The sequence below is a fragment of the Glutamicibacter sp. JC586 genome (assembly GCF_009805585.1).
In the GTDB taxonomy this organism is placed as follows: Bacteria; Actinomycetota; Actinomycetes; order Actinomycetales; family Micrococcaceae; genus Glutamicibacter.
Genome location: NZ_VHIN01000017.1, coordinates 33,430 through 59,021 on the forward strand (window position 1 = coordinate 33,430; position 25,592 = coordinate 59,021).

A 25,592-nucleotide genomic window follows, 5' to 3' on the forward strand; every position below is an offset into this window, starting at 1 on the left:
CTTGATCAGGAAGTCTGAATTATGAGAGTTGAAGCTGGAATCTACCAACACTTTAAAGGAGCACGCTACGAGGTGCTGGCCGTGGGCAAGCACAGCGAAACCGAAGAACCGTTGGTCTTCTACCGCAAGCTCTACGATGACTACAGCTTCTGGGCTCGGCCCTTGGAGATGTTTACCGAACATGTTGAGCGTGATGGCTACAGCGGGCCGAGGTTCGTAAAGGTGGCTTAGGCCGCAAGACTAGCGGCCAGGAATGGCCAAAAATAATCTGCTTCTACACCGAATTTCGAAATTTGAACCGTAGCCATTTTAGTGCCTCATTTGTCTCCCACGGCAAACGAAAATTCTCAGGCGACTTCAACACTGCCTTCGTCAAGGCACTTACTTCTCTTCGTTGGTCGAGAGTAGGCACGAAGTGGCGATTGTCGTGGGCCTGTCTAAGCGCTGAGCGAATCGCTTCGAGCCATTCAAGCAGTATACGTAGGTCAGACTCGTGTTCGCCTTCCTCGATACGAACCACCTCGATAGCTAATAGGTCAAGCTTGCAGGCTAGTTCTCCTCGCCGACGCTTGTCGACCCAAGAGCGCAAACCTTCGCCCGGAACACGAACCCGAGTCTTACTACTCACAGCGCCCATTATGCTCAGTTCCATCTGCGCTGCCTTCCTGACGGCAGCCAGATAGTTCTCTAATGAAAAAGTGTAGGCGGGCAGCTCTGAGATCCAATTGATCCAACCACTGTCATCTTCATTGGCCCACTGATCCCATGTCACGGTGTCCTCGATGATAGTTAATCGTGCCGTGAGCGCGCCTTCTCCGGGGTCGCCACAGGAGCAGAACATCAGCGGGATTCTGCCCGACACCGGAAATTCATCGTCCATCCGTTCCCTGTCTAGGAGCACGTCTTGGGCAAGTTTGATATCAGTTGCGTCAAAGATGCTGACATCACCACGGAAAGGATCGGCGTGTATCAGCTCGGATAGATCAGTTCCATCCAAAACAAACTCAAGCCGAGAACCTACTATGCAGGCATGCCAACTTCCTCGCTCGAATCCACCCTCCATATACGTCGAGGGCCTGACTGAAATATCAAGCGTGTTCATCCCCCAATCATCACACAGGCTAAGGTGGCGCGCTGGTCTCGACTGACTTTGTTGATTGTGGTCTGGAACGGTTCAACTTGCAGAGGCTCATCCGAGTTGGACGAACACGCTGCAAACAATCTTTGGCTACTGCGAATCCGCGTCGTTGTACCGCTCAAGAGCTGCAGCGAAATCGCTGATTTGTTCGGCACTCCAGCCTTCCAAGCGCTCACTGACTGCGGCTCGATGCACTGCGGCTGAAGCATCTAGCCGCTCTCGCCCAAGTTTGGTCAGCTCTAGAACTCGGCCGCGGCCGGCTTCGGAATCGTCGTATTCCGCGTAGCCCAAATCTAGCAATGTACCCACCTGTCGAGAGACCGTGGAACGGTTCAGCGAGAAAGCTTCTGCGATATCGGTGGCCCGGGTGCCAGGCGTATCGGCAATGAAACGTAGCAACGAGTGCTCCACCGTGCTCAACGGCTCGGCCAACTGGCGTGAGCGTGAATTGGCTCGTCGAGTGATCATTTGCATGTGGTGGTAGACCGACTCGATATCGGCTTCCCGTGGTTCCCTGCTCATATTTCAGAGTCTAGTACGTGGTACACAACTCAAGACAATCTGTTGCATTATGCAACATAAGGCGTATTCTTAAATACATCATGACTGCTACCGACACCACCGCACCCAGTACCCCAGCCGCCAAACATTCCAATATTTCACCGCAGAAGCCAGTCGCTCCCAAGCCCGTACCCAAGGGATGGGGCAAGCTGGCTCGAACCATGCTCATCCCGTTTTTCTTGTGCGCCATCATGGGCCTGTTCTACCTTGGGGCCTTTCACCAGCCAACCCCACACAACATACAGGTGGCAGTGGTTGGCGAAACGGCAGCAACCAAGGTCTTCGCACAGACCTTGCAGGACGAGTCGGATGGGGCGTTGAACGTACGTACCGTCCAGGACAGCAAGTCCGCTCAGGAAATGGTGGCAAATCGCGAAATCGTCGCAGCTTACGAGTCCACCAAGGATTCGGCAACGCTGTACGCCTCTAGCGCAGCATCGGAAACCTCGGTGAACGTGGCTCAAAAGGTATTCATGAATGTGGCCTACAAGCAGGGTCAGCCGTTCCACGTTAATGACGTGGTGCCTACCGGCGACAATGACACCAGCGGGCAGGGGCTATTCTTCCTACTGGTCGCACTGAGCATTGGCGGGTACGCCAGCGCCGTGCCGTTGGCAGGATTCATGGGCAAGGTTAAGCTACCAGTTCGTTTTGTCATGGCTGTGGTAGCCGCGGCGGTCATCGCGACCATCGCAGTGGTTGTCGCCGGTCCGATTTACCACGTGATCGAGAACCACTTTGCGGCCATCTGGCTAACCTCATGGGTCTACGCAGTATCAATCATCATGCTGGGCATGGGACTACACCCGATGCTTCGCCATTGGACTACCCCGGTTTTGACCATGTGCTTTGTTGCCTTGAACTTCACCAGCTCCGGCGGCATCTTCCAGCCAGCCATGCAGCCAGGATTCTTCGGCGCACTAAACACGTTCTGGAACGGCGCCGGATGGCTACACGCGGTACAGACCATGGTCTACTTCCCCGGCCAAGGCATCGGCTTGGATATTCTGCGACTGATCCTCTGGCTTATTCCCGGAGCTGCTTTGATGGTCGCAACGCACTTCTGGAGTGCGCATAAGACACGTCTAGCTAATGAGAATGCCAGGATTCAAGAGGTCGAACGGACCGTGGCAGCCTAGTCAATCTACAAAAATTGTCGCCGCTAGCATCACCAGAACGTGAGTTAGCGGCGACTTTTTTATGTGTCGGTTTTTATTTGTCAGCGCTCAGCGCGCTAACCACGTGCGAGCGAACATCCAAGAGTTCTTCGGCATTGATTCCGTGTGCTAAGCCTGGATAAGTGCGTTCGGTTAACGTGCCATGCTGCGGCAAGAACTCACTGGTCCGTTTAATAGCTACCGGTGCAATGACCTGATCCTGCTGACCTCTACCCCAGAAAATGGCCGGACGTTGCTCTGCAAGCAACTCATCGCCTGACTGGGCAGCACCGAGCACAAAACCGCCAAGGATCGTGGTGGCAACCACTCGTTCGGGACGTGTGCGCAGTAGCTGGCTGGCCATCAAGCCACCCTGGGAGAAACCAATGGGGATGATCTTGATTTCAGGGTCAAGGTTTTCATCCACCCAGGCCCAAATCATCTTGGTCGCCTGCTCCACCGGTGCCGCGTCAGGCACACCGGGAATTTCGATCTGGAACCATGCAGCTGCGCCTTGACCTAACTCCAGCGGTGCACGTAACGAGGCCCAAGGTAGTTCTAAATTCAGCGGTTGGGCAAGAGAGCTCAGATCATGCTCATTGGAGCCGAATCCATGCAAAAAGAGCAATACGGCGCCCGTTTCAGGCTTCGTGTTCCATCGCGTACTGCGCACATCATCAAGCGTTCGAACCATACTCACCGGCGCCCCTTCTAGTCTTTGGAAATGTCTATCATGAACAGCATAACTTATTTACTTGAAGCTACAACTAAAACTTAAACCCTAGACAATTCTCAGATTCACTGTGATCATGATCATTAGCTACTGACTGGTAACAGTCAGAGCCTCTCATCACTTCCACCGAAGGGCATCATGCAACGACGCATTTATTCCGCTCTGGCCGCCCTGTGCCTTGCAGCAGCCACGCTCATCGTTCCGATGACTGCCCCCAACGCAGGGACTACCGCGAGGGCAGAATCCACCAACACCGCTTCACTAAATCTCAACCCAATTGGTGCCAACAACTGGGACTGCACACCGAGCACAAAACATCCGAATCCGGTGATCCTCGTTCACGGAACCTTTGAAACAATGGCCACCAACTGGTTGACGCTCTCCCCTACGCTCAAAAGCCAAGGGTATTGCGTTTTCGCATTAAACTACGGCTTGGAAAAGGGGCTGCCCGGAAGTGGTGACATCCGCAAGTCAGCAGGTCAGCTCAGTGCCTTTGTTGACAAAGTACGTGCTGCAACTGGCGCACCAAAGGTAGATCTTGTCGGGCATAGCCAGGGTGGAATGATGCCTCGCTGGTACATGGGACACATGGGTGGCGCCAAATACGTCAATGACTTCGTCGCCGTCGCTCCATCAAGCCATGGCACGCAGGGGGTTATCGCTCCTTCAAGTACGGGAATGAAACTGATCAGCGTTGTGGGAGCTATTGCCTGCGATGCGTGCCTTGACCAGGTCGCTGGAAGCGAGTTCTTGGCCGACCTCAACGCCATAGGTGACACTGTTGCGGGCCCGGACTACACCGTTATTTCCACCAAATACGACGAGGTGGTCACCCCATATCGTTCGCAGTTCCTTGACGGATCCAAAGCGAAGGTTACAAATATCGTGATCCAAGATAAGTGTCCGTTGGATCTGTCAGCCCATATCTCGATCAATCATGATCCGGTTATGCATCGGCTAGTACTCAACGCACTTAGCACCGATGGACCGGCCGACCCAGCCTACCGCCCGTCCTGTTCACTCTAACTAGCGACTAGCGACTATTGCTTCGCGGACCTGACCGGCAGCTTCAAGCAGTGACGGCAAGATCGCCTGTGCCGCTTCTTCGGCCGATTGCTCACTGGCCGTATGCACACTCATTGATACGTTCATGGCCGCAGCAACCACGCCGTCGGCATTGTAAATAGGAACGGCAACCGAGCGTAGGCCGATTTCCAGTTCCTGATCAACCACGGCGTAGCCCTGCGTACGGATCTTTTCTAGTTCCTTGCGCAGGGCAGCTGGTGTTTTTATGCCCAACCCGGTGCGCGAGGCGAAACCAGCCGCCAAGACCTCTTCGCGAAGTTCCTCGGATCCAAAAGCCAACAACACTCGCCCCATGGAGGTGTTTACGGCGGGGAATCGGGTACCCACCGAAATTCCGACCCGCATGATCGAGCGGGTATGCACGCGAGCGATATACACAATCTGAGAACCATCTAGCACCGAGGCAGAAGCAGATTCGTGCACCTTGGCCGACAGGTCCTCCAGCACCGGTTCGATCATCTGTGGCAAAGTCGCGCTAGAGAGATAGGAGTAGCCCAACTGCAGGACCTTGGAGGTCAATTCAAAGTGCTTGCCATTAGAGCGCACATAACCAAGCTCTTGCAGGGTGAGCAAAAAACGTCGTGCGGTGGCACGCGAAAGTTCGGTTCGCACAGCAACTTCAGAGAGGGTCATCGAAGAATGCTCCGCGTCAAAACAGCTGATTACGGCCAAACCACGAGCCAGAGACTGAACCGATGCTGAAGGTGTTGCCTGCTCGCTCACCATACTCCTTGCACATACTGAATTAGTTGGGACTCCCCCTAATCTACTGTGTCTCTAAGCCCAGGTCAGTTCCACTGGCACTTTGGCGGCCAGTTCATCAAAGCTGATGCCGTGCACCGAGCGGACAAAGACCTTCGAATCGCGCAACTCAAAGATGGCCACCTCGGTATAAATACGCGAGACGCAGCCCAGCCCGGTGACCGGGTAGCTCAGGGTTTCAACCAGTTTTGATTCGCCGGTTTTGGTGAACAGGCTCATCATCACCCAGGTTGCCTTGGCACCAATGGCCAGGTCCATAGCACCGCCCACGGCAGGAATCGCCCCTTCGGCGCCGGTATGCCAGTTGGCCAGGTCTCCGTTTTTGGAAATTTGGAAGGCACCGAGCACACACACGTCTAGGTGGCCGCCGCGCATCATCGCGAAGGAGTCGGCATGGTGGAAGTAGGCAGCTCCCGGTAATTCAGTCACCGGGATCTTGCCCGCGTTGATCAAGTCCTCATCAACTTCCTCGCCGGTTGCGACCGGGCCCATGCCAAGCATGCCGTTTTCGGTATGTAGGGTGACACCCTGCTGCGCGGTGAGGAAGTTAGACACGTTGGTCGGCTGACCGATTCCCAAGTTCACAAAAGCGCCGGCAGGAATATCGCGAGCAACTAATTGCGCCATTTCATCGCGGGTCAGTTTTTCTTCGGTGTTGCGCGTATCAGTCATTACTTTTCTCCTCCAAGAGCTACCACGGTGTCCACATAGATCCCCGGAGTGATCACGTGTTCCGGATCGATGCCTCCCACCTCAACAACTTCGTCAACCTGCACGATCGCAGCCTTGGCGGCGGTAGCCATAATCGGCCCAAAGTTTCGAGCGGTTTTGCGATAGACCAAGTTGCCGAAGGTGTCGGACTTCAGCGCCTTGATCAGCGCAAAGTCAGCGTGGACCGGTGTTTCAAGGACATAGCCTTTGCCGTCGATCATGCGGGTTTCCTTGCCTTCGGCCAGCAGCGTGCCGTAACCGGTAGGCGTGAAGAACCCGCCGATGCCAGCTCCGGCAGCGCGGATGCGCTCGGCCAGGTTGCCCTGTGGGACCAGTTCCAGCTCGATGTCTCCGGCACGGTAGGCCTCATCGAAGTGCCAGGAATCGGACTGGCGTGGGAAGGAACAGATGATCTTCTTTACTCGGCGTTCCTTGATCAGCAGTGCTAGGCCTGCGTCAGCTTGACCGGCATTATTGTTAACCACGGTCAGGTCGGTGGCGCCGCACTCCATGAGCGCATCAATCAGTTCCATGGGTTGCCCGGCGTTGCCGAAGCCACCAATCAAGATGGTCGAGCCGTCACTGATTTCCGCGACGGCGTCCGCCGCTGAATTGGCAATACGTGGTGCCATGCTAAATCCCCCTCGAAGCTATTTGGTAGCGTTGACGTTTTCGATGACCACGGCGAGACCCTGGCCTACACCGATGCAGATGGCGGCCAGCCCGTAGCGTTCGCCTGATTCAGCCAGACGTTTAGCTAGGGTGCCCAGAATGCGCAGGCCGGAGGCCCCCAGTGGGTGACCGATGGCGATGGCTCCGCCCCAAGCGTTGAGAATCGTAGGGTCGATATCCCAGGCGCGGATGCAAGCCAGGGACTGAGCCGCGAAGGCTTCATTCAGCTCAACAGCGGAAATATCCGACCAGCTCAACCCGGCCTTTTTCAAGGCTCTGTTGGCTGCTTCTACCGGAGCGAAGCCGAAGAACTGTGGCTCCAAGGCGAAGGATCCGTTGGAGACGATGCGCGCGATGGGTTCCTGGCCAAGGAGCGCACCGCCCTTTTCAGAACCGATAAAGGCGGCCGAGGCGCCATCGTTCATCGGCGAAGCATTGCCAGCGGTGACCGTCGCATTCTCCCCGGTGCGGAAGACGGTGCGAAGCTGCGAGAGAGTCTGGGCGGTGGAGTCGGCGCGGATGGTTTCATCGCGCGTGGCCTCGGTGCCACGTTTGGTGGCTGGTGGCACTGGAACAACCAGGTTGTCATACTTGCCGGCATCCCAGGCGGCTGCCGCCTGCTGGTGCGAGAGGGCAGAGAATTCATCTTGGTCTTCGCGGGTGATGCCACGCTTTTCGCGCAGCTGCTCGGTGGCCTCTCCCAGTGAGACGGTCCATTCCCCCGGCATGGCGGGGTTGACCAGCCGCCACCCGAGGGTGGTGTTGGCCAGTTCTAGGTTGCTCATCGGGAAGGGGCGTTCGGTTTTTGGCAGTACCCATGGGGCACGGCTCATCGATTCCACACCACCTACCAAGACCAGGTCCGCATCGCCGGTGGCGACTTGGCGGGAGGCTGCGATAGAGGCATCTAGGGAGGAACCGCACAGGCGGTTCATGGTGGTCCCGGGCAGTGAGGTAGGCAGTCCGGCGAGCAGGGTGGCCATGCGGGCGACATTGCGGTTTTCTTCGCCAGCACCGTTGGCGTTGCCGAAGATCGATTCATCGATGGTGTTCACATCCAGCTTGGGCGAACGTGCGACAAGTTCACGCACAACGTGTGCGGCGAGGTCATCGGGGCGGTGGCCCGATAGTGCTCCGCCGATCTTGCCAAAGGGGGTGCGAATTGCGTCGTACAGATAGGCCTGCTGCATTGTCTCACTGCTCCATTGCTGAAAGTTGTTCACCATGTGAACTTAAGTTCGTAGAATGAACTATACCAGTCGACAATGATGCATTCAAGAGTCTTCATTTGTTCGCATCACGAACATTAGTTCACCCTGCGAAATTAGTGCTAGTATCACCAAGTCGTGACTCGCATCACGCACCGTGCACATAGATCTCGAAGGGGCGACTCATGTCTTCACCGCAACCTGCCACCCAACAATTCAAACTCGGCGGCTGGATCGCTGCCCTCTGCTTCTTTATCGTGGTCTTTGAGGGCTACGACATCGTTGCTTTGGGTGCCACCATTCCCGTGCTGACCGATCCAAACGTTGGCGGGTTCAGTGTCAGCGAAATGAACTGGGTAAACACCTTTTCGCTGATCGGCGTGGGCGTGGGTGCAGCAACTATGGGACGGCTGGCTGACCGGTTTGGGCGACGCCGTCCACTGCTGATTGCAGTGCTCATATTTTCGGTGTTCACCTTGGTCTTCCCCTTTCTACCGACCGCATTTTTGATGGGTCTGTTCCGCTTCATCGCCGGTCTTGGCCTTGGTGGTTGCATGCCGGTAGCCCTGGCCTTAATGCAGGAGAACGCTCCGGTGGGACGGCGTGCACTGGCCAATAACCTGCCTATGGTCGGCTACCACCTCGGCGCGGTGTTGGCCTCGTTGGCTGGCAAGGCCGCCGGGGTGCACTGGTCCGTGCTGTACTTCCTCGGTGGCGGGCTGGGCCTGGCCTTACTGGCTTTGCTCTGGTTCAAGCTTCCCGAAAGCGAAGTTGTTTCAAGCAGTGAACGCACCTCGATCTCCGATGTACTCAAGCCGCAATACCTGCGCACCTCGATCGGCTTATGGATTGCCGCATTTATGGGTCTGGTCCTGGTTTACGGACTGAACGCCTGGCTGCCCAAGATCATGGGCGCCGCTGGCTACCCGGTCGCCGATTCGCTAACCATGCTCTTTGTGCTGAATCTGGGAGCTATCGCGGGCCTTTTCATCAGCGCCTATGCTGCCGATTCCAAGGGGATCAAACTCGTCTCACTCATCTGGTTCGCCGCTGCTGCGGTTTTGCTTCTGGTGCTGGCGATACCTTTTGGAAGCCAAGCGCTTCTGACCGCTGTCCTCTTTGTCACCGGCGTATTCGTCTTCTCCGCCCAGTGCCTGATGTACGCCTTCGCCGGGCACGTTTACCCACGCAATTTGGTGGCTACCGGCATCGGGTTGGCCTCGGGCATCGGCCGCTTTGGCGCCATCATCGGCCCTTACATCACCGGCCTGATGGTAGCGGCAGGAACCGCCTACCCAGGAGCGTTCTTCCTCTATGGGGGCGCGGCGCTGCTGGCGGTTCTGGTTATTGCTCAGATCCCGAAGCCGCAGCGTGGTTAGAGTTGTTCCATGGCCAATTCTCCTAGCGGGGATTCAATGCTGGACCGCCTGGTGCGGATCCTTGATTCCTTTGACGCAAATAATCCTTCATTAAGCGTCAGTAGTCTGTCCCGTCGCGCCGACATCCCGAAAGCAACGATGTACCGGTTGCTTGATGAGCTGGTCAGCCATGACTTGCTGGCTCGGGATAACTCGGGAAACGTTCGGCTGGGCCTGCGACTTTGGGAGCTCGCCAACAGAAGCGCGACCACGCAGGATTTGCGCACCGCCGCGATGCCGTTCATGGAAGATATCAATCAGCTCATCGGGCAGAACACCCAGTTATCGGTCCTGCACCAGGATGAAGTGCTGATTATCGAGCGGCTTTCGCGCCCAGGTTCGGTCGCCAATCAGGCGAATGTCGCGGGCCGCATGCCGGTGCATCGCACGTCCATGGGCATGGCCTTGCTGGCGTTTTCACGCCCAGAGGTCATTCACGGTTTCTTAGAACGGCACAGGGAGTTGATGGCCGCCACCCATCCGAATTTTCGGGCCGAAATGGCGGAGATTCGACGCAACGGTTTTGCTTCCTTTGATGGATTCATCGATCCGGAAACCACGGGAGCGGCAGCCCCCATCCTTGATGAGTCGGGTTACCAAATTGCTGTGCTTTCAGTGGTGGTTCCGCGTGAGTCCGATACTTTGCTGTCGGTGGCACTAGCCTTGCGCACCGCAGCGCGCGGCATTTCCCGCGCGCTGAGGGCTAGATCTTAACGATAATTCGGCACGCTATTTCACGCGGAATACGTCGATGCGCACACCTTCTGGCCGGCGTTCTCCGGTGCCCAGAAAGAACGTCCGATTCATCCAGGCATATGGCCCAGATTCGTCGGCGGACAGTGACGGGACGCAGCGGAAATACACTCGGCGTGGATCCACGTGCTCGCCGGCCATCATGCTGGCTAAGTCCTGGGCACTAGCTACGCGCATCGCACGGTTTTCCACCAGAATCCGATGCCCGTCGTGCAGCTCCAACACGTAGTTCGCTTCCAACAACGCAAGGTCTTCGCTTGGGTAGGGTTGGAAATCTGCGCCGGCATCCAGCACTCGGCCAGAAATTCGGGGGCCTGTAACCGTACCGCCACGAATCGGCGCCACCCTGCGCATGCCTTGTGCAGTGGTGCCAATGGTGATGGTTTCGCTGACTTCGACTTCGATTGATGCCACAAATTCCAAGGCCGGCGGGGTTGGATAACGCACTTTGATCAGTCCTTTCCGAGTTGCCACCGATGTTACCTAGGTGGTCAATTATTCGACCAAAACCAGGCATATTTCTCATTCAATGAGACCGTTGCTGTCTGCGAGGTCGCACTCATCGCACACTTGATGAAGTTTCATTCGCACACAGACAGGTGGACCCATGGCAAAGACGCCACGCATCCTGAAGACCAAGGTCGGCATCATCGGCGGTGGCCCCGCCGGCCTGATGCTCTCACACCTGTTAGCCCAATCGGGCATCGAGAACATCGTGGTGGAGATGCGCGATCACGAAACGATCCGCAATACCCATCGCGCCGGCATCCTCGAAGCTCAAGCAGTCAAAATGCTCACCGAGACTGGGGTGGATGGACGGGTCCTCACCCACGGCGATGAGCATACCGGCATCGACCTGCGCTTCAACGGTGAATCCCACCCGCTGGACTTCCGCGATCTGGTGGACGCCACGGTCACCCTGTATGCGCAGAACGAGGTGTTCGTCGATCTGGCCGCCGCCCGGCAGCGCGATCAGGGAGATGTGCGCTACGGCTGCGAAGTCACACAGATCCTCGATATGGAAACCTCCACCCCGAAGTTCCGCTTCACCGACGCCGAAGGCAACTTATTTGAAGTGCACGCCGATGTGATCGTAGGCGCTGACGGCTCGCGCTCCTTCGCCCGCCGCCAGATGCCCGCAACCCTGCGCCAAGAATTTAAGGTCACCTACCCCTTCGCCTGGTTCGGCATTCTCACCGAGGCACCAAAATCTGCACCGGAACTGATCTATGCCAACTCGCCCCATGGTTTCGCACTGATCTCGCAGCGCAGCGAATCCGTGCAGCGCATGTACTTCCAATGCGACCCCAATGAAGACGTGAACGCGTGGAGCGATGATCGCATCTGGACCGAACTGCAAAAGCGCGTGGACGGGCCGGATAACTTTCAGCTGAAGACCGGGCCGATCTTCGACAAGACCGTGCTGGGATTCCGTTCCTTTGTCCGCGAGCCACTGTCCCACGGCCGGATGTTCCTGATCGGCGATGCCGGGCACACGGTTCCGCCCACCGGTGCCAAGGGACTGAACCTAGCCTTCGCAGACGTCAAAGTGCTCTTTGAAGCGCTGGATTCCTTCTTCTCCACCGGCAGCGAGAAGTTGCTGGATGGGTATTCGGACCTGGCCCTGAAGCGGGTCTGGAAGGCGCAGAACTTCTCCTACTGGATGACTTCCATGCTGCACACCCCGGTGGGCGGTGACCCGTTCATGGCCAAACGCGCCCTGGGCGAACTGGAAACGGTCACCTCCTCACGCTTCGGACAGCAGTACCTGGCCGAGTCCTACACCGGCTGGCCACACGCTTAAACCACACCAACATTTTTGAAAGGAGCCGAGATGAGCGCCAATACCAATGCACTGGATCCAGCAGCCACCACGGCCACGCAGGAAGAGATCAGCGCCGAAATCTCCAGCACCCATGAGGACTACCGCCAGCAGCTGCTCGCCGGCAAGAAAGCCGAGACCCAGCCTCGCGTGGACTTCGCCCCCTACCGTTCCTCGCTGCTGCGCCACCCAACCAAAAACCTGCACCACGCAGACCCCGAAACCATCGAGCTGTATTCCCCGGCCTTCGGCCAGCGTGACGTGCACGCTCTGGAATCGGATCTAACCATCCAGCACAATGGCGAGCCGATCGGCGAGCGCATCGTGGTCTCCGGCCGAGTCCTTGATGGCGATGGCCGCCCGGTGGCCGGGCAGCTGGTGGAGATCTGGCAGGCCAACGCCGCCGGCCGCTATGTGCACAAACGTGATCAGCATCCAGCCCCGATCGACCCGAATTTCACCGGGGTGGGGCGTGCGATCACCGGCGCCAACGGCGAGTACTCCTTCACCACCATCAAGCCCGCCCCCTACCCGTGGAAGAACCACCACAATGCGTGGCGTCCGGCGCATATCCACTTCTCGCTGTTCGGCACCGATTTCACCCAGCGCATGATCACCCAAATGTACTTCCCGGGTGATCCGCTCTTTGCATTGGATCCGATCTACCAATCGATCACGGATCAGGATGCACGTGACCGGCTGGTGGCCACCTACGACCACTCGATCACCTCCCACGAATGGGCCACCGGCTATAACTGGGACATCGTACTGACCGGATCCAACCGCACCTGGATGGAAGAGGAAGAGGGAGAGCACTAATGACTAACACTCCAGAGCTAAAACTGACTCCCACCCCGGGCCAGACCATCGGCCCGTTCTATGGATATGCCCTTCCTTTTGAGAAGGACAACGAACTGGTCAATCATGCGCACCCAAACTCTGTGCGACTGCACGGCGTGGTCTATGACGGCAACGGTGAAGTCATTCCCGACGCACTGCTGGAAATCTGGCAGGCCGATGAAGACGGCAATGTGGTTTCCCGCGAAGGCTCGCTAGTTCGTGACGGCTACACCTTCACCGGCTGGGGACGCACCGCAGTGAACAACGTCGGCGGCTACAACTTCACCACCGTGAATCCTGGTGCCACCGATCAGGGCAAGGCCCCGTTCATTATGCTCACGGTATTCGCACGCGGTTTGCTCAACCGTCTGTTCACCCGGATCTACCTGCCCGAGGACGCCGCCGCACTCGCCAACGATCCGTTGCTGGCATCGCTGAGCGAGGCCGAGCGACAGACCTTGATCGCCACCCGTGAAGCCGACGGATCCTTGCGCTTGGATATCCGTTTGCAGGGTGAAGACGAAACAGTGTTCCTCTCCTACCCACGCGAAAGCTAGAGTTCAACACTGAGCGTACAAATTTGATCAGCGAAGAATCGAGGGACCTAATGGACGGTGCAGATTACGGCGTACTCGCTGCCGCGTGGGCCGGGACTGCGGCCGCTTCCTTGTCCAGCGACACCGCATTTGTTCAGTCCATGCTGGATGTGGAGGCCGCTTGGGTACAGGTTCAGGCGGAGGCCGGATTATGCAGCGCCGAGGACGCGCAGGCTGTTGATCAGGTGGCTAGCGTCGAGCGTTACGACCTGAGGTTGTTGGCTTCGAGGACTCCCGATGGGGCTAATGCGTTGATCCCGTTGTTGGGCATGATGCGCGAACTGCTCGCCCACGATAATGCGCCTGCCTCGGCAAGTACGGCGTTGCATCGCGGGGCGACCAGCCAGGACATTATTGACACCGCCCTGATGCTGGTACTTGCCAAAACGGTGGCCCAGACCCAGGCTGATCTGCGCAGCACCGCCGACGGGCTTGCCGGCCTCGCCCAAGCTCACCGCCAGACTCTGTGCATCGCTCGGTCTTTGACCCAGCATGCCCTGCCAACCACCTTCGGCTGGAAGGCGGCTAGCTGGCTTTCGGCGGTTTTGGATGCCGAAAAGCAACTGGAAACGGCATCCCTGCAACTACGGTTGCAGTGGGGTGGCGCGGTGGGAACTCTAGCTTCCTTGGAACAATTCCTCGCCGACAAAAAAAGCGCTGAAACCAGCAGCCGGCAGCTTAGCTCCCGGCTTGCCGAGCGCTTGGGTTTGCAGGATCCAGTGGCACCATGGCATACCAACCGCATGCCAATCCTTCAGCTCGGCTCGGCCCTGGGTGCCGTGATTGCAGCTCTGGGCACCTTTGGTGCAGATGTGCTCACCGCGTCCCGCCCGGAAGTCGGTGAGTTGTCCGAACAGCGCGAAGCAGGCAAGGGTGGATCCTCGGCCATGCCACAAAAGCAGAATCCGGTGCGCTCGGTATTGCTACGCAATGCCGCGTTCGCCTCCCCCGGGCTACTCTCCACGCTGTTCACCGCCGCCGGAACCGCGGTGGATGAACGCCCCGACGGTGGTTGGCACGCCGAGTGGAGTGCCCTACGCGAGTTGGCGCGTCTGGCCGTGGGCGCCGCATTCCATGGATCGTTCCTGGCCAATGGTTTAAATGTGAATCTTGAAGCCATCGGTCGTAACCTCGCCTTGGGTGGGGATGCGGTGCTCTCCGAGCGCTTAGCCAGTGTCTTGGCACCACTGGTTCCCGGAGGCAAACCTGCCATTCAGGCCCTTGTACGCCATAGCCTGAATGAAGACGCATCCCTCTTTGAACTACTGCGTAAAGAAATTCCCGAGGAAGATCTTAGCGATGATGCGCTGAGAGAACTTTTTGATCCCGCAGGCTATCTCGGGGCCGCGGATCGCTTTACCGAAACCATATTGGCCGAGTACTCGGCACGGAAGGAACTATGGCAGTCCCAGAACTAACTCCGTCGCTACTGCATACCGGTAGCGAACTGCCCACCCTCATTGCAGGCCCATCATTGGGCACCGCGGCCTTGGCGTTGTGGGGTCCTGCTGTTCCATATCTCAAAAAGCATTTCCAGGTCATCGTTTGGGATCTGCCCGGACATGGGGTCAGCAAGCCCTCAACCCAAGAGTTCACACTGGCCGAACTGGCTACCGGCGTCACCAAGATGGTTGAGGCCTTGCGGGCTGACAGGGTGATCGCCGATGGCAGCAAGTTGTTTTATGCCGGAGTCTCGGTCGGCGGCGCCACCGCACTGCAGCTGGCCGTGGATCATCCAGGTTTCTTCACCGCCCTCTCTTCGATCTGCTCGGCAGCCAAGATTGGCACGCCCGAGGGCTGGAGAGAACGAGCAGAGCTCGTAGCGAAGGCCGGAACCCCAATCATGGTTGCCGGTTCCGCTCAGCGATGGTTCGCTCCCGGATTCATCGAGAAGGAACCGGAAATTTCAGCCAGCTTGCTGCTCAGCCTGCAGGACGCTGACCGTTTTTCCTACGCCCACGTCTGCGGTGCCTTGGCAGGCTTCGACGTGCGCGAGCAGTTATCCAGCACCACTGACCCAGTCTTGGCCATCAACGGTGCGCAAGATCAGGTATGCCCTCCATCCGACGCGCAGTTCATCGCGCAGAACGCACCCAAGGGCCACGCCGCCGTCATTGAATCCGCAGGGCATCTGGCTTGCGCCGAAGCGCCAGAAGAGACCGCGGCTTTGCTGGTCGATTTCCTTCTGTCCAACTAAGAAAGGGCAACTTTAGAATGTCTGATTCATCGCGCCTACCGGGCGACACCTACGACGCGGGCATGGCAGTGCGTCGCCAAGTACTCGGCAACGAGCACGTTGAGCGTTCCACCGACAATTCGAACGAATTCACCGACGAGTTCCAGGAAATGATCACCCGCTACGCATGGGGAACCATTTGGACCCGTGACGGATTGCCGCGCACCACCCGTAGTGCGATTACCCTGACCGCCATGATTGCCGGCGGCTACTGGGAAGAACTAGAAATGCATGTGCATGCTGCCCTACGCAACGGAATGATGCCGGAAGAAATCAAGGAAGTCTTCCTGCAGTGCGCCATCTACTGTTCCGTTCCTGCCGCGAATGTTGCCTTCAAAATTGGCAAAAAGGTCCTGGACGAATACGCAGCAAAGTAGCACCCGCCAACAGTGCCAAGAACCACTTGATCTGGCTGACAATTATTTCTGGACTCCAGTTCAGGAACACAAATTAGAAGCGCGCAATGGGCATTCTTCTGTTGTTGTCGGCTTGGCGGGTGGTTCTCGGCCCGGTGCCGCACTCATGAGTCTTCCGACTTCTCTAGATTGAAAGGGCGCAGGACTGCGCACCCACCATGGTCTTTCTGGGCTTCAGCCGGCTCGCAATGTCATGAAAACATCGATGTTGTCCTCGTTATCAACTACGAATCCGAAGCGTTCATAGAGCCGACGTGCTGCGCTTCCCTGCAAGACGTTGAGCCGGGTGTCGCCATCATGCGGTTCATCAAGTACCTTGCGCAAAACCTTAGAGCCAATCCCTTGACACTGCACATCCGGTGACAGATAAAAATGCTCGATCCAGCGATCCGCCCCGTCAGGCCTGGCCGTGATCGAACCGACGTCGGTCCCATCGAATACAACGATTCTTGACCAAGCCGGTACGAAACTCGCCCGCATCCGTTCGCGCACACGCACTGCCTCATATCGCCCAAGACGCTCAAGATCAGCTCGCAGGACCACAGCCCGCAGCTCTACCAGCCATCCGATGTCTTCGGGAGTGCTAGGTCGCAATGAAACAGTCATGAAGTACAAGATATCGAATATGACACGGACAACGGGCTTCCGGGCGAAAAGACAATCAGCACCGCTACCACTGTCCGTTCACGCGATAGCTACTCAGAAGATCAGCAACCCCACTCGTCTCAAGAATTATCGGGGCTTATTAACGATGCCTCCAACCAGTCTCGTTCTTGGTCGGTGAGCACTCTTGAGGACACCCCGTCTGCAGCCAACGGAACCATTACGGTGGTCGAGTCGAACACCGGCTGGCCGTCCTGGTAACCGATCCCTCGCACGATGAAGGACTTGTTGCCTACACGGCTGATCCCCATGCGGATCAGAAACTCAGGCTGGTAATACAGTGGCCTTTTGTAGTCGACCTTGACGGAAGCGACAACCGTTCCGAACTCGAACCGTCCGGCATTGCCGTCTTCACGGGTCCATCGGATACGCGCCTCTTCCATCAGCGTGATAATACGGGCGTTGTTCACGTGTCCCAACGCATCCTGATCCGACCAACGCAGTTGCAACACCATTTCAGTTGCCACCGCTAATTCGTTTATTGCTTCTTCGCTCATGAACTCATTGGAACAGACTTTCAGAGCTACTTCCCCCAGCGTGACAGAGCGTTAACTCTTAGAGTCTTCGTCCATGATCCAGTGTGCATCGTTGCTATGAACATCCACGCATTTCCAGTTTTGCGAATGCTCACTATCGCGCAAGTCATCGATGAACCAATATGTTTTGTCCGGGTCCCACCCTGCCATGATCGTAGCGAATTTAGTATCAACCGACAGGCATTCTCCGGCGAGCGCCAGATAGGCCCCGATACTCAAATGCACCCCGTCATAATTGCGTGCTACTGCTAGCCAATCTGGGATAACCCATGCGCCATCACGACCTGTGACGTGATACCAGTCGTGGCGCTTCTGCCAGGTGACCTCTATGCCATGGTCTTGGCAGAGCTTGACCCATTGCTCCGCTGAGGAAATTTCCAGGACCTTATCGCTACGAGGGATGTCCACCTTTGTGGCGGTTGCTTTCTCCCATCCAAACCCATCTTCCACGCAACTCAGACCTACCGGTTGCCCATCAGAAAACTCTCCACAGGTCGAATCTACGTACATGCTGGGTGCAGACCACCATTCCCCGCTGAAAGTCCCCAATGAATATTTCTTTGACGTCCGTACTGAACGCGCCTCGGTTACGATTACATGTTCTTTCCAAGCAAGCAAAGACTCGATCCCTGTGCGCCACAATGGTTGGGGGCTTTCATATGGCTCAGGTGTTTCAAAGTACACGCGATGCTGCGTATCCCGGTCAACAGGTTCAAACCATTGCTCTGCCAGTCCGGAACGCACGATATGTTCAGCGACGCGTGCCAGTTGAGATTTCAACGCTTTGGAAGCCAGCAAGCTGTCTATTCCGTCTGGCGCCTGCCAGTAACGGGCAGCATCGGTCGAGATACTAAGCAAGCTGCGCAGCAACGGTTCAGTAGTCGGAATCAGCGCAGTACAGCCCAACAAATCGGCAAGTTCTTCCACTCCCACGCTGATCTGTTCTCTGTCTTCCGCTCCCGGACCGAACATCACGACGCTGTCACCCCGTGCATTTTCTATCTGATAGGAGGCGTGGGACATGCCTATGTAAAGGTGGCGCTGGCTATCGTTGGCAACCAGTTTGGCCTCACTAGCCACCGCGAACTCCCACAACAGCCGACGCCCGCGCTGGCCGTGCAGTAGTGCGTCAATAATTTCCATAGTCACTAGCGCTTTCCCTGTTCGAAGGTAGCTAAATAAGCCCAAGACACCTTGCAAGTATTAACTGAATCGATTATTCGACATTACCTGAGAGCGGGCTGTTATTCACCTTAGATTGACAGCGTTGGCAAAGGCCGGTCAAAGGGCCGGCAGATTGTCACCACCCCGGAGGAACGTACGTGAAATTCTTCGCTCGACCCGGCAAAACCAATCAAATTACCCCGCTACGCATTACCGCAGGCACGCTCGTTGTTCTGGCGGCCTCAGCAGGACTCACCGCAGCAAATTCCGTCCCAGACCCAGAACCAGCAGCTAAGACGACTGCAGACTGGAATTCTTCGGCTTACCGAGGATCAGTTCAGGTTATCCGCGCCCAGGATGAAAAATCAGCAGCAAAAGACAATACTCTCGAAGGCGTCGTTTTCGAGGACCGCAACAAAAACTCCAAGCAGGACGCCAATGAGCCAGGCCTGCCCAACGTCACCGTTTCCAATAGCCGCGACGTAGTCACTACCGACGGACAAGGACGCTATGAGCTGCCCGTCTTTGAGAATATGACCGCCTTTGTCACTCAGCCGCGAGGCTTTCAGGTCCCAGTTGATCAAGACAACGTCGCACAGTTCTCCTACATTCACCTGCCCAAAGGCTCGCCCAAGCTGAAGTACGGTGGCATTGCACCGACCGGCGAACTTCCTGAAGCAGTGAATTTCCCCATGACTCGAAGTGCGGCCACACAGTCACCTGATCAGAGCTGCGCCATCGGCGCCGATGTGCAGACCTATAACCAAAAGGAAGTTGAATATGCCCGCAAGGGTGCCTTCACCGACCTTGTAGCCCGCACGGACTACACCGGCTGTGGCGCACTGTTCATCGGAGACCTCGTGGGCAATGACCTGTCTGTATTCGCACAGACTCGCGAACTAACCTCCATGCTTAACGGCCCGGCTCGTTTCCTTCCTGGAAACCACGACATCGACTTCGATTCGCTCGATGGTGTGCACGAATTCGCTACCTTCCGCGCCAAGCTTGGTCCTGAATACTACTCCTATGACACCGGTAAGACCCACGTGGTTGCGCTCAATACCATTGAGTACCCCACCAAGGTTCCTGCAAAGCGTAGCGACTACACCTATCAGCTAGGCAAGCAGCAGCTTCAATGGTTGCGCGCCGACATCGCTAAGGTTCCAAAGAACAAGGCTATTGTTCTGGCCGGTCACAGTCCGTTGCTGGAATTCTTCTACAACGACGAACACAGCACCAAAGAGGTCAAAGATATCTACAAGATCCTCAAAGGCCGTGAAGTTGTTTCCTTAGGTGGCCACACCCACATGTCTGAGAACCTTCGTAAGGGCGACTTGATGAAGGGATGGCTCGACGAAGTTGGCGAAGCTGGGTTACCCTTCACCCACCTGACCGTTCCGGCAGTTGCCGGTCAATGGTATGACGGACGAGTCACCGAAAATGGTTACCCTACCTCTATCCAGCGTGACGGAACTCCTCCCGGTGTACTGACCTTGGATATCAAGAACTCCAAGATCACCGAGCGTTTCACTCCCACCGGTGGTGATGAAAGCAAACAGATGGCCGTAGGACTGAACACTCCTGCGTACCGTGATTGGTACGAAGAGAATGTGGACAAGGACTACGGCACCGTGCCAGCTTTGAAGAATCCGCTGTCGGTGAGCCGTGCTGATCTGGCCAAGGATACCTGGGTTACCACCAACTTCTGGATGGGAAGCACCGGGTCCACGGTCAACGTTTCCATTGATGGGAAAGCCCCGGCCAAGTCCGTACGCACCCAGTCACTGACCGGCGAAAGTGCGCTCACTGGAGCCCAGTATTCGGACCCAGTGGCCATCGCTGAGCAGTTTGTTCATGGCGGTGGATTGGCTGAAAAGACTAGCCACCTGTGGCGCCTTGAACTGCCAAATAACCTGAAAGTCGGATCGCACACCGCGAAGGTCACGGCGACCGATGTTCATGGTCGTTCGTTCACCGACAAGCTTGAATTCGAAGTCACCGACTAGTCTTCAGTCTGTGATGGGTGGCTGGCGTCTAGACGCCAGCCACCCTTTTTGTCTTTCGAAGATCCAGGGCCATCTACGAAGTAAAAAACGAGTCGGTACGACGTGGGAACGCCTAGGATGAACTCATGCGCATTGCCATCTTGGATGACTACCAGAACGTTGCCACTGACCTCGCAGATTTTGCAGGTCTGGCGACCGAGCTCAACGCCGAGCTAACTGTGTTTACTGAGCACTTGGGACATGAGGATGCAGCTGTCTGCACGGCACTAAAGGACTTTGATGTCATCGTGGCCATGCGCGAGCGCACACCCTTCCCTGCATCTAGGTTTGAATTGTTGCCACAGTTGAAACTATTGGTCACCACCGGACGGCGCAATGGTTCCATCGACCTAGAAGCAGCCACTGCGCACGGAGTCCTGGTCTCGCACACCGGTTATATCGCCACCGATGCGGTGGAACATACGTGGGCCCTGATTTTGGCCGCTGCCCGCAGGTTGGATGTCGAGCTCTTCTCTTCGCAGAAGCCACGCTTCGAGGCAGAGCCATGGCAAACAAGTTTCGGCATGGGTCTGTCGGGAAAAACCCTCGGCGTTTACGGCTTGGGCAACTTAGGTTCCAAGGTAGCGAAGGTTGGTTTGGCTTTCGGGATGAGAGTCATTGCCTACAGTCAGAACCTGACCAAGGCTAGAGCCACGGAAGTCGGTGTGGAATTGGTGTCTGAGGCGGAGCTTTTTGCCACCAGTGACATCGTGAGTGTGCACCTAAAACTGTCGGAGCGTAGCACCGGTGTTATTGGTGCAAAGCAGCTGGCGTGGATGCGACCGGAATCTATTTTGGTGAATACGTCGCGCAGTAGGATCGTACAGACCGATGCCCTCATCGCTGCCTTAGAAAACGAGTTGCTCTACTTGGCTGCGGTTGATGTTTTTGACGTCGAACCGTTGCCGGCCAAAGATCGATTGCTCAGCACGCGCGGCGTAATTGCCACTCCACACATTGGTTACGTAACTATCGAACAGTTCTCGATTTTCTATCGTGACGCTGTGGAAGATATTCGCGCCTGGGCTAGCGGCTCACCGATCCGCGTGCTGAGCTAGGCTGCTTGCGCCGAGGGACAAAGAAGTAATGCAGGATCGCCACCACGGCAGCCCACGCAACTCCAATCAGCAATCCCACAAGTACGTCCGAAACCCAATGGTGCCCAATGTAGATGCGCGATGCGCCCATGGCGAGGACAAACAACGTTGCCACGATAGCAATGAGATAAGCGTAACGCCGTAGTCCGTAAATGATTGCCAAATAACTGGAGATGCCAATCAGCGCCGCAGCGTTAAGCGTGTGTCCGCTGGGGAAAGAATAAGACAAGGGTGGTGTTGGTCCACCTGGAATACCTTCAGGTCGGTGCACCTGTAGCGATGCTTTAAGCAATATGGTGAGCCCTACGGAGACCAGTGCCGTCAGCGCTACGGTGACAAAGGGCCAGATACTTCGCGTTTTCCAGCTCAGCAGTCCGGTAATCAGCACCATGATGATGCTCATGCCGGGTGTTGATCCCCAGAAGTATAAGAAATCGGAGATTATAAAAAGGACCGGCGACTGATTGTCCAAGACCCATTGGTAGGTGGGTGCGTCGAGGTCGGTGGCCCAACCGCCGGCATGCAGTGATACCAGTACACGTCGGGTGAAGTAGAAGATGGCAACGACAATGCCGAAGATCATCCAGAGCACCTGCGCGCCGCTAGGTCGTTGGCCTGACGGAAGGGGTCTCGGATTTCTCATGTCCCCCATCGTATCGGTGCATGGTTCAAAGCATCCAACCGAGGAATGCGGAACAATAGAAGCATGACAATTAAGGTGCTGGCAGTTGGCAAGAAACATGAGTCGTGGGTAGACGAAGGAATTTCCCGTTACGAGAAGCGACTCAAGAAGCCTTTTAACCTCACCTGGCAGTTGCTGAATCACTCTTCACGCGAGAACGACACCGCGCGCACAGAAGAGTCGGCACGCATCCTGGCCAAGATCGATGACCGCGATTTTGTGGTGCTCCTCGACGAACGAGGCAAGAACATCGATTCTCCCGCCCTGGCAAACAAGCTGCGCTCCCCTATCGATTCTTCGCGCAATGTTGTCATCATCATTGGCGGAGCCTACGGTGTTGATCCGACGGTGCACGCCCGCGCTGATTTCACTTGGTCGCTGTCCAAGCTGGTCTTCCCGCACCAGCTGGTGCGCTTGATTCTGACCGAGCAGCTGTACCGCGCACAGGACATCTTGGCTGGCGGAAAATACCATCACGTGTAAACACGCCTATTGACTTTCCAAGTTGGAAAGACAAGACTTTCCATAATGGAAAGTGGGTGCCATGGTTTCGCCAAATGATCGTCCGGGACAAGATGACGCAGCAAGACTGCTGCAATCTGTAGCGCAAGAATCAGAACAGATGGTCAAGACCTCTGGAAACCCGCGCGGTTTGCTCACCATCGTAGTCGCCGTCTCCGCTGTGGTCTTCACGCTGATCCAGGCCTATCCAACACAGGCTTATTGGCTAACACTGCTCTATCTTCCAATAATCCTTTGGTATGTTTTGGCTCAACGGGGTCGTGCAAAACCACGCACATTGATCAACAGTCCAAGTCTCCTGACGGGCGCTTACGCAGGATATTTCTTTCTATGCATCCTGCTGATCAATTGCCTCAGGTTCTGGGACGCTACGCGAATGGAAGAAGTTCTCGCGAAAATTCTTGTCACTTTCATCAGTGGCATGTTCTTAGTGACCAAGATGCAAACAGCCTACAACAAGGCGCGCGTCGAGGACGGCAATGACCAAGCCAACTAGCAAGGCTCAGTTTGATGAGCTGATCCATGCTCCATTGCGGTTACGGATTTGCGCAAGCTTGGCCCCTGTTGAATGGGCTGAATTCGCGCAGCTCAAGCAGAACCTGGGCGTTGCGGATTCGGTGCTCAGCAAGCACGTGAAGCAGCTGGGCGATGCCGGTTACGTTGATATTGAACGGTTCGCGAAACTGGGCCATAGCCATGTGCGAGTTTCACTGACCAGGATCGGCCGTCGAGCGTATGTTGGCCATGTTGCTGCGTTGCGGGAGATTACTGCAATTAAGTAGTTGCACCACCAACCGCGAACAGGCGGCCATGTTTGACGGCCGAGTCCGCCTCGAGTCAGGATCAACAATTATTGGAGTGTTGCCTGCTGCTGAAAGCTGGCGCATGGTTCTGCGGGGAAATTCCGGTTCAGGGGCAAAGGATAATTGCCCCCGCCCGAGTGGCGGGACCCAGATACTGCACAAGCACGGCCCGACCGCTGGGAAGCTAAAGTGAGTTTATGACTAGGCTCAATCCAGTAACCCTGCGCGGAAAATATGTCACTCTCGAACCTCTGAGCGAGGATCATCATGACGGGCTTGTCGATGCCGCCCGTGACGGAGAACTTTGGAATCTTTGGTACACCTCGGTACCTCGACCAGAAGAAATGCGCGCCGAAATTCAACGTCGCTTATCCATGCAAGAAGCTGGCTCCATGCTTCCTTTCACAACGCGTCTGAACGATCCAGTGACCGGTGATCCCGGCAAGATCGTCGGAATGACCACCTACTGCGACATTGACGCCGAGCTACCTCGTTTGGAGATTGGCTACACCTGGAACGCAGCCAGTGTGCAAGGAACTGGGACTAATCCCGATAGCAAGAGATTGCTCTTGGCTCACGCATTTGAAACTTTGGGTTGCGTAGCGGTGGTCTTCAGCACGCACTGGATGAATATGCAGTCCAGAGCGGCGATTGCCCGTCTCGGCGCCAAACAAGACGGCGTCTTGCGTGCAACTAGCCGGATGGCCGATGGGTCACTTCGAGATACCGTCTACTTCTCGATCATCGCCTCAGAGTGGCCCCAAGTTCGTAGCGGACTGGACTTGCGTCTAGCGAAGGAACGCTAACCGGACCGCCGACTTTTATCGGCAATTGTGAAACTGCAAGTAGGACCTGCTCACACTGATGCGAGCAGGCCCTTTAAGTTCTTGCTAATTTGCGAGGTTCTCGGTAACCCACTGACGCAAATCGGTGACTGGAATTGCGTTACGAGCGTTGTACGTTTGTTCCTTCGGCCAAGCAACTCCACGTCCCTGCGCAAATGAGGCACGGTACTTGCGCGTCATGTTATCCGGATCGGCTGCTAGCTCGGCCATGAGGTTCTCAAAGGGCCACACGACTCGTTCGATCGGCCGGTCAAGCACGGCTTCGAGGGTATCCGCCAGTTCGCCATAGGTGATGGTGTCGCCGGCGACGTAGACGATTTCATTGCGAATTCGTGGCTCAGCAAAGAGGATCTCGGCGGTAAGAACACCGATATCTTCTGGCGTAGTCACGGTAACAGCAGTGTCCAAGCTGCCCAGCGCATTAACCGTGTTGTTGGGAAGATCAACCATGCCGGAGTCCGGTTCAAATAGGTAGTTCATGAACATGCCGGTGGAGATGATCACCCATTCCATCTCATCTTGCGATCGGAGCAAGTCACGCACGTCGAGCTGAGAATCAAAAATGTCCTGCGGTCCTCCACGGCCAATCACGTCAAAGTCAACGCCGAACTGCCAAGGGAAGTAGCGCGGAAGCTTTGCCTGCAGAGCAGCCTTGGCAACCTTCATGGGAGTTTCAAGTCCGGCGGTGATGCCGGTGCATCCGATCACGGTGTCGTAGTTGGTGAAGATCTCTGCAAGCTCGTCAATGGTGTTGGCGATCAGATCACCGATGATGATTTTAACGCCGAGATCTCGAAGCTCTGCGACGTCGCGCTGCTTATGCGGTGACGTTGATTCCACAGCGCTGGCTCGAAGCAAAACGCTCACACTGGAGTCCTCAACGCCTTGGGCTCGACGCACTACATTACGTAGCACCGGCATGCCAAGTTCGCCCGCGCCGATAATGAGTATGTCCCGTGAAGTTACAGGTGCTTTGTCCTTGCTCATGAATTCTCCTTCATTGTTCTCAAATCTTTGATGGTCTAGGCCTTCGTGAACCGGAAAATTGGTATATCTGCACCAGCGGCGACGGTACCGATTGTCCTTAGTTCGAATCGTGCTCTGAGGTTTTCCTTAGCCACGTTTG

General features: G+C 56.3%; 30 protein-coding genes. 17 read left to right on the forward strand and 13 right to left on the reverse strand.

The window, feature by feature from the left end:
- The first annotated feature begins 21 nt into the window (after positions 1-21).
- Positions 22-231, forward strand: a complete 210-nt coding sequence (locus FJV47_RS12105) for a DUF1653 domain-containing protein (RefSeq protein ID WP_159613358.1) — start codon at positions 22-24, stop codon at positions 229-231.
- Positions 232-274: 43 nt separating this feature from the next.
- Here the strand turns inward: FJV47_RS12105 and FJV47_RS12110 are convergent, their stop codons facing one another.
- Together FJV47_RS12110 and FJV47_RS12115 are read right to left on the reverse strand one after the other, a co-directional pair.
- A complete protein-coding gene (locus tag FJV47_RS12110; RefSeq protein WP_159613360.1) occupies positions 275-1,102 on the reverse strand; it encodes a hypothetical protein in 828 nt (275 codons plus the stop codon).
- Between the two features lie 126 nt (positions 1,103-1,228).
- Positions 1,229-1,660, reverse strand: coding sequence for a MarR family winged helix-turn-helix transcriptional regulator (locus tag FJV47_RS12115; RefSeq protein WP_159613362.1), 432 nt, complete (start codon positions 1,658-1,660; stop codon positions 1,229-1,231).
- Between the two features lie 80 nt (positions 1,661-1,740).
- Here FJV47_RS12115 and FJV47_RS12120 point away from each other — a divergent pair, with 80 nt between their 5' ends.
- On the forward strand, positions 1,741-2,838 hold the full coding sequence (locus FJV47_RS12120) for an ABC transporter permease (RefSeq protein ID WP_159613364.1): 1,098 nt from the start codon (positions 1,741-1,743) through the stop codon (positions 2,836-2,838).
- Positions 2,839-2,911: 73 nt separating this feature from the next.
- Here FJV47_RS12120 and FJV47_RS12125 read toward each other — a convergent pair whose 3' ends face one another.
- The gene (locus FJV47_RS12125; RefSeq protein ID WP_159613366.1) at positions 2,912-3,550 is read right to left on the reverse strand and encodes an alpha/beta hydrolase; all 639 of its coding nucleotides are present in this window, start codon (positions 3,548-3,550) and stop codon (positions 2,912-2,914) included.
- Between the two features lie 177 nt (positions 3,551-3,727).
- Here FJV47_RS12125 and FJV47_RS12130 point away from each other — a divergent pair, with 177 nt between their 5' ends.
- Complete coding sequence (locus FJV47_RS12130; RefSeq protein ID WP_159613386.1) at positions 3,728-4,615, forward strand: triacylglycerol lipase; 888 nt, start codon at positions 3,728-3,730, stop codon at positions 4,613-4,615.
- On the opposite strand, the gene FJV47_RS12135 is transcribed toward FJV47_RS12130, so the two are convergent.
- From FJV47_RS12135 to FJV47_RS12150, 4 genes are read right to left on the reverse strand one after another with little or no spacing between them, the layout of a single operon-like run.
- Complete coding sequence (locus tag FJV47_RS12135) at positions 4,616-5,401, reverse strand: IclR family transcriptional regulator C-terminal domain-containing protein (RefSeq protein ID WP_159613388.1); 786 nt, start codon at positions 5,399-5,401, stop codon at positions 4,616-4,618.
- A 51-nt stretch (positions 5,402-5,452) separates the two neighbouring features.
- Entirely contained in the window at positions 5,453-6,109 is a 657-nt protein-coding gene (locus tag FJV47_RS12140) for a 3-oxoacid CoA-transferase subunit B (protein WP_159613390.1), read from the reverse strand.
- Entirely contained in the window at positions 6,109-6,780 is a 672-nt protein-coding gene (locus FJV47_RS12145; RefSeq protein WP_159613392.1) for a 3-oxoacid CoA-transferase subunit A, read from the reverse strand. Before FJV47_RS12145 ends, FJV47_RS12140 begins: the two co-directional genes overlap by 1 nt.
- A gap of 18 nt (positions 6,781-6,798) precedes the next feature.
- Entirely contained in the window at positions 6,799-8,010 is a 1,212-nt protein-coding gene (locus FJV47_RS12150) for a thiolase family protein (RefSeq protein WP_159613394.1), read from the reverse strand.
- 203 nt (positions 8,011-8,213) lie between these two features.
- On the opposite strand from FJV47_RS12150, the gene FJV47_RS12155 reads away from it, so the two are divergent.
- Positions 8,214-9,407 carry an aromatic acid/H+ symport family MFS transporter gene (locus FJV47_RS12155; RefSeq protein WP_159613396.1) on the forward strand — a complete coding sequence of 398 codons (1,194 nt, stop codon included), beginning with the start codon at positions 8,214-8,216 and terminating at the stop codon, positions 9,405-9,407.
- Between the two features lie 9 nt (positions 9,408-9,416).
- Positions 9,417-10,160 carry an IclR family transcriptional regulator gene (locus FJV47_RS12160; RefSeq protein WP_159613398.1) on the forward strand — a complete coding sequence of 248 codons (744 nt, stop codon included), beginning with the start codon at positions 9,417-9,419 and terminating at the stop codon, positions 10,158-10,160.
- 15 nt (positions 10,161-10,175) lie between these two features.
- Here FJV47_RS12160 and FJV47_RS12165 read toward each other — a convergent pair whose 3' ends face one another.
- The gene (locus tag FJV47_RS12165; RefSeq protein WP_235026448.1) at positions 10,176-10,673 is read right to left on the reverse strand and encodes a DUF3237 family protein; all 498 of its coding nucleotides are present in this window, start codon (positions 10,671-10,673) and stop codon (positions 10,176-10,178) included.
- Between the two features lie 133 nt (positions 10,674-10,806).
- Here FJV47_RS12165 and FJV47_RS12170 point away from each other — a divergent pair, with 133 nt between their 5' ends.
- Genes FJV47_RS12170 through pcaC form a run of 6 tightly spaced genes read left to right on the forward strand, consistent with a single transcriptional unit; the run spans position 10,807 to position 16,070 of the window.
- A complete protein-coding gene (locus FJV47_RS12170) occupies positions 10,807-12,003 on the forward strand; it encodes a 4-hydroxybenzoate 3-monooxygenase (RefSeq protein ID WP_159613400.1) in 1,197 nt (398 codons plus the stop codon).
- A gap of 30 nt (positions 12,004-12,033) precedes the next feature.
- Positions 12,034-12,840 carry a protocatechuate 3,4-dioxygenase subunit beta gene (pcaH, locus tag FJV47_RS12175; RefSeq protein ID WP_159613402.1) on the forward strand — a complete coding sequence of 269 codons (807 nt, stop codon included), beginning with the start codon at positions 12,034-12,036 and terminating at the stop codon, positions 12,838-12,840.
- Positions 12,840-13,418 carry a protocatechuate 3,4-dioxygenase subunit alpha gene (gene pcaG / locus FJV47_RS12180; RefSeq protein ID WP_159613404.1) on the forward strand — a complete coding sequence of 193 codons (579 nt, stop codon included), beginning with the start codon at positions 12,840-12,842 and terminating at the stop codon, positions 13,416-13,418. The genes pcaH and pcaG overlap by 1 nt, the downstream gene beginning before the upstream one ends.
- A 50-nt stretch (positions 13,419-13,468) precedes the next feature.
- Positions 13,469-14,875: a lyase family protein gene (locus FJV47_RS12185; RefSeq protein ID WP_159613406.1), complete on the forward strand. Its 1,407-nt coding sequence runs from the start codon at positions 13,469-13,471 to the stop codon at positions 14,873-14,875.
- Positions 14,857-15,654 carry an alpha/beta fold hydrolase gene (locus FJV47_RS12190; RefSeq protein ID WP_159613408.1) on the forward strand — a complete coding sequence of 266 codons (798 nt, stop codon included), beginning with the start codon at positions 14,857-14,859 and terminating at the stop codon, positions 15,652-15,654. Before FJV47_RS12185 ends, FJV47_RS12190 begins: the two co-directional genes overlap by 19 nt.
- A gap of 17 nt (positions 15,655-15,671) precedes the next feature.
- Positions 15,672-16,070, forward strand: coding sequence for a 4-carboxymuconolactone decarboxylase (pcaC, locus tag FJV47_RS12195; RefSeq protein ID WP_159613410.1), 399 nt, complete (start codon positions 15,672-15,674; stop codon positions 16,068-16,070).
- 213 nt (positions 16,071-16,283) lie between these two features.
- On the opposite strand, the gene FJV47_RS12200 is transcribed toward pcaC, so the two are convergent.
- The 3 genes from FJV47_RS12200 to FJV47_RS12210 form a co-directional block, all read right to left on the reverse strand.
- Entirely contained in the window at positions 16,284-16,715 is a 432-nt protein-coding gene (locus FJV47_RS12200; protein ID WP_159613412.1) for a GNAT family N-acetyltransferase, read from the reverse strand.
- A 119-nt stretch (positions 16,716-16,834) separates the two neighbouring features.
- Positions 16,835-17,269 (reverse strand): thioesterase family protein, encoded by a 435-nt coding sequence (locus FJV47_RS12205; protein ID WP_159613414.1) that lies wholly within the window; start codon positions 17,267-17,269, stop codon positions 16,835-16,837.
- 51 nt (positions 17,270-17,320) lie between these two features.
- On the reverse strand, positions 17,321-18,451 hold the full coding sequence (locus tag FJV47_RS12210) for a hypothetical protein (RefSeq protein WP_159613416.1): 1,131 nt from the start codon (positions 18,449-18,451) through the stop codon (positions 17,321-17,323).
- A 179-nt stretch (positions 18,452-18,630) separates the two neighbouring features.
- Between FJV47_RS12210 and FJV47_RS12215 the strand changes: the two genes are divergently transcribed.
- Positions 18,631-20,478: a calcineurin-like phosphoesterase family protein gene (locus FJV47_RS12215; protein WP_159613418.1), complete on the forward strand. Its 1,848-nt coding sequence runs from the start codon at positions 18,631-18,633 to the stop codon at positions 20,476-20,478.
- A gap of 125 nt (positions 20,479-20,603) precedes the next feature.
- Complete coding sequence (locus tag FJV47_RS12220) at positions 20,604-21,575, forward strand: D-2-hydroxyacid dehydrogenase family protein (protein WP_159613420.1); 972 nt, start codon at positions 20,604-20,606, stop codon at positions 21,573-21,575.
- Here the strand turns inward: FJV47_RS12220 and FJV47_RS12225 are convergent.
- The gene (locus FJV47_RS12225; protein ID WP_159613422.1) at positions 21,544-22,257 is read right to left on the reverse strand and encodes a phosphatase PAP2 family protein; all 714 of its coding nucleotides are present in this window, start codon (positions 22,255-22,257) and stop codon (positions 21,544-21,546) included. The two genes, FJV47_RS12220 and FJV47_RS12225, sit on opposite strands and share 32 nt — an antisense overlap.
- Before the next feature lie 63 nt (positions 22,258-22,320).
- Here FJV47_RS12225 and rlmH point away from each other — a divergent pair, with 63 nt between their 5' ends.
- From rlmH to FJV47_RS12245, 4 genes are all read left to right on the forward strand, one after another.
- Entirely contained in the window at positions 22,321-22,779 is a 459-nt protein-coding gene (rlmH, locus tag FJV47_RS12230; protein WP_200832011.1) for a 23S rRNA (pseudouridine(1915)-N(3))-methyltransferase RlmH, read from the forward strand.
- Positions 22,780-22,840: 61 nt separating this feature from the next.
- Positions 22,841-23,314, forward strand: a complete 474-nt coding sequence (locus FJV47_RS12235; protein ID WP_159613424.1) for a hypothetical protein — start codon at positions 22,841-22,843, stop codon at positions 23,312-23,314.
- The gene (locus FJV47_RS12240) at positions 23,298-23,600 is read left to right on the forward strand and encodes a transcriptional regulator (RefSeq protein WP_159613426.1); all 303 of its coding nucleotides are present in this window, start codon (positions 23,298-23,300) and stop codon (positions 23,598-23,600) included. The genes FJV47_RS12235 and FJV47_RS12240 overlap by 17 nt, the downstream gene beginning before the upstream one ends.
- 218 nt (positions 23,601-23,818) lie before the next feature.
- Entirely contained in the window at positions 23,819-24,427 is a 609-nt protein-coding gene (locus tag FJV47_RS12245) for a GNAT family N-acetyltransferase (RefSeq protein WP_159613428.1), read from the forward strand.
- Between the two features lie 84 nt (positions 24,428-24,511).
- Here FJV47_RS12245 and FJV47_RS12250 read toward each other — a convergent pair whose 3' ends face one another.
- Positions 24,512-25,453 (reverse strand): aromatic alcohol reductase, encoded by a 942-nt coding sequence (locus FJV47_RS12250; RefSeq protein ID WP_159613430.1) that lies wholly within the window; start codon positions 25,451-25,453, stop codon positions 24,512-24,514.
- Between the last annotated feature and the right edge of the window lie 139 nt (positions 25,454-25,592).

What these genes read in the sequence shown, in the direction of transcription:
- FJV47_RS12190 (WP_159613408.1), top strand. Translation starts at nt 14,857, where the DNA reads ATGGCAGTCCCAGAACTAACTCCGTCGCTACTGCATACCGGTAGCGAA.
- FJV47_RS12125 (WP_159613366.1), bottom strand. Translation starts at nt 3,550, where the DNA reads ATGGTTCGAACGCTTGATGATGTGCGCAGTACGCGATGGAACACGAAG.
- FJV47_RS12145 (WP_159613392.1), bottom strand. Translation starts at nt 6,780, where the DNA reads ATGGCACCACGTATTGCCAATTCAGCGGCGGACGCCGTCGCGGAAATC.
- rlmH (WP_200832011.1), top strand. Translation starts at nt 22,321, where the DNA reads ATGACAATTAAGGTGCTGGCAGTTGGCAAGAAACATGAGTCGTGGGTA.
- FJV47_RS12210 (WP_159613416.1), bottom strand. Translation starts at nt 18,451, where the DNA reads ATGGAAATTATTGACGCACTACTGCACGGCCAGCGCGGGCGTCGGCTG.
- FJV47_RS12105 (WP_159613358.1), top strand. Translation starts at nt 22, where the DNA reads ATGAGAGTTGAAGCTGGAATCTACCAACACTTTAAAGGAGCACGCTAC.
- FJV47_RS12150 (WP_159613394.1), bottom strand. Translation starts at nt 8,010, where the DNA reads ATGCAGCAGGCCTATCTGTACGACGCAATTCGCACCCCCTTTGGCAAG.
- FJV47_RS12170 (WP_159613400.1), top strand. Translation starts at nt 10,807, where the DNA reads ATGGCAAAGACGCCACGCATCCTGAAGACCAAGGTCGGCATCATCGGC.
- FJV47_RS12225 (WP_159613422.1), bottom strand. Translation starts at nt 22,257, where the DNA reads ATGAGAAATCCGAGACCCCTTCCGTCAGGCCAACGACCTAGCGGCGCG.
- FJV47_RS12200 (WP_159613412.1), bottom strand. Translation starts at nt 16,715, where the DNA reads ATGACTGTTTCATTGCGACCTAGCACTCCCGAAGACATCGGATGGCTG.
- pcaG (WP_159613404.1), top strand. Translation starts at nt 12,840, where the DNA reads ATGACTAACACTCCAGAGCTAAAACTGACTCCCACCCCGGGCCAGACC.
- FJV47_RS12140 (WP_159613390.1), bottom strand. Translation starts at nt 6,109, where the DNA reads ATGACTGATACGCGCAACACCGAAGAAAAACTGACCCGCGATGAAATG.
- FJV47_RS12155 (WP_159613396.1), top strand. Translation starts at nt 8,214, where the DNA reads ATGTCTTCACCGCAACCTGCCACCCAACAATTCAAACTCGGCGGCTGG.
- pcaC (WP_159613410.1), top strand. Translation starts at nt 15,672, where the DNA reads ATGTCTGATTCATCGCGCCTACCGGGCGACACCTACGACGCGGGCATG.
- FJV47_RS12205 (WP_159613414.1), bottom strand. Translation starts at nt 17,269, where the DNA reads ATGAGCGAAGAAGCAATAAACGAATTAGCGGTGGCAACTGAAATGGTG.
- FJV47_RS12130 (WP_159613386.1), top strand. Translation starts at nt 3,728, where the DNA reads ATGCAACGACGCATTTATTCCGCTCTGGCCGCCCTGTGCCTTGCAGCA.
- FJV47_RS12110 (WP_159613360.1), bottom strand. Translation starts at nt 1,102, where the DNA reads ATGAACACGCTTGATATTTCAGTCAGGCCCTCGACGTATATGGAGGGT.
- FJV47_RS12235 (WP_159613424.1), top strand. Translation starts at nt 22,841, where the DNA reads ATGGTTTCGCCAAATGATCGTCCGGGACAAGATGACGCAGCAAGACTG.
- FJV47_RS12240 (WP_159613426.1), top strand. Translation starts at nt 23,298, where the DNA reads ATGACCAAGCCAACTAGCAAGGCTCAGTTTGATGAGCTGATCCATGCT.
- FJV47_RS12115 (WP_159613362.1), bottom strand. Translation starts at nt 1,660, where the DNA reads ATGAGCAGGGAACCACGGGAAGCCGATATCGAGTCGGTCTACCACCAC.
- pcaH (WP_159613402.1), top strand. Translation starts at nt 12,034, where the DNA reads ATGAGCGCCAATACCAATGCACTGGATCCAGCAGCCACCACGGCCACG.
- FJV47_RS12120 (WP_159613364.1), top strand. Translation starts at nt 1,741, where the DNA reads ATGACTGCTACCGACACCACCGCACCCAGTACCCCAGCCGCCAAACAT.
- FJV47_RS12245 (WP_159613428.1), top strand. Translation starts at nt 23,819, where the DNA reads ATGACTAGGCTCAATCCAGTAACCCTGCGCGGAAAATATGTCACTCTC.
- FJV47_RS12220 (WP_159613420.1), top strand. Translation starts at nt 20,604, where the DNA reads ATGCGCATTGCCATCTTGGATGACTACCAGAACGTTGCCACTGACCTC.
- FJV47_RS12250 (WP_159613430.1), bottom strand. Translation starts at nt 25,453, where the DNA reads ATGAGCAAGGACAAAGCACCTGTAACTTCACGGGACATACTCATTATC.
- FJV47_RS12135 (WP_159613388.1), bottom strand. Translation starts at nt 5,401, where the DNA reads ATGGTGAGCGAGCAGGCAACACCTTCAGCATCGGTTCAGTCTCTGGCT.
- FJV47_RS12185 (WP_159613406.1), top strand. Translation starts at nt 13,469, where the DNA reads ATGGACGGTGCAGATTACGGCGTACTCGCTGCCGCGTGGGCCGGGACT.
- FJV47_RS12160 (WP_159613398.1), top strand. Translation starts at nt 9,417, where the DNA reads ATGGCCAATTCTCCTAGCGGGGATTCAATGCTGGACCGCCTGGTGCGG.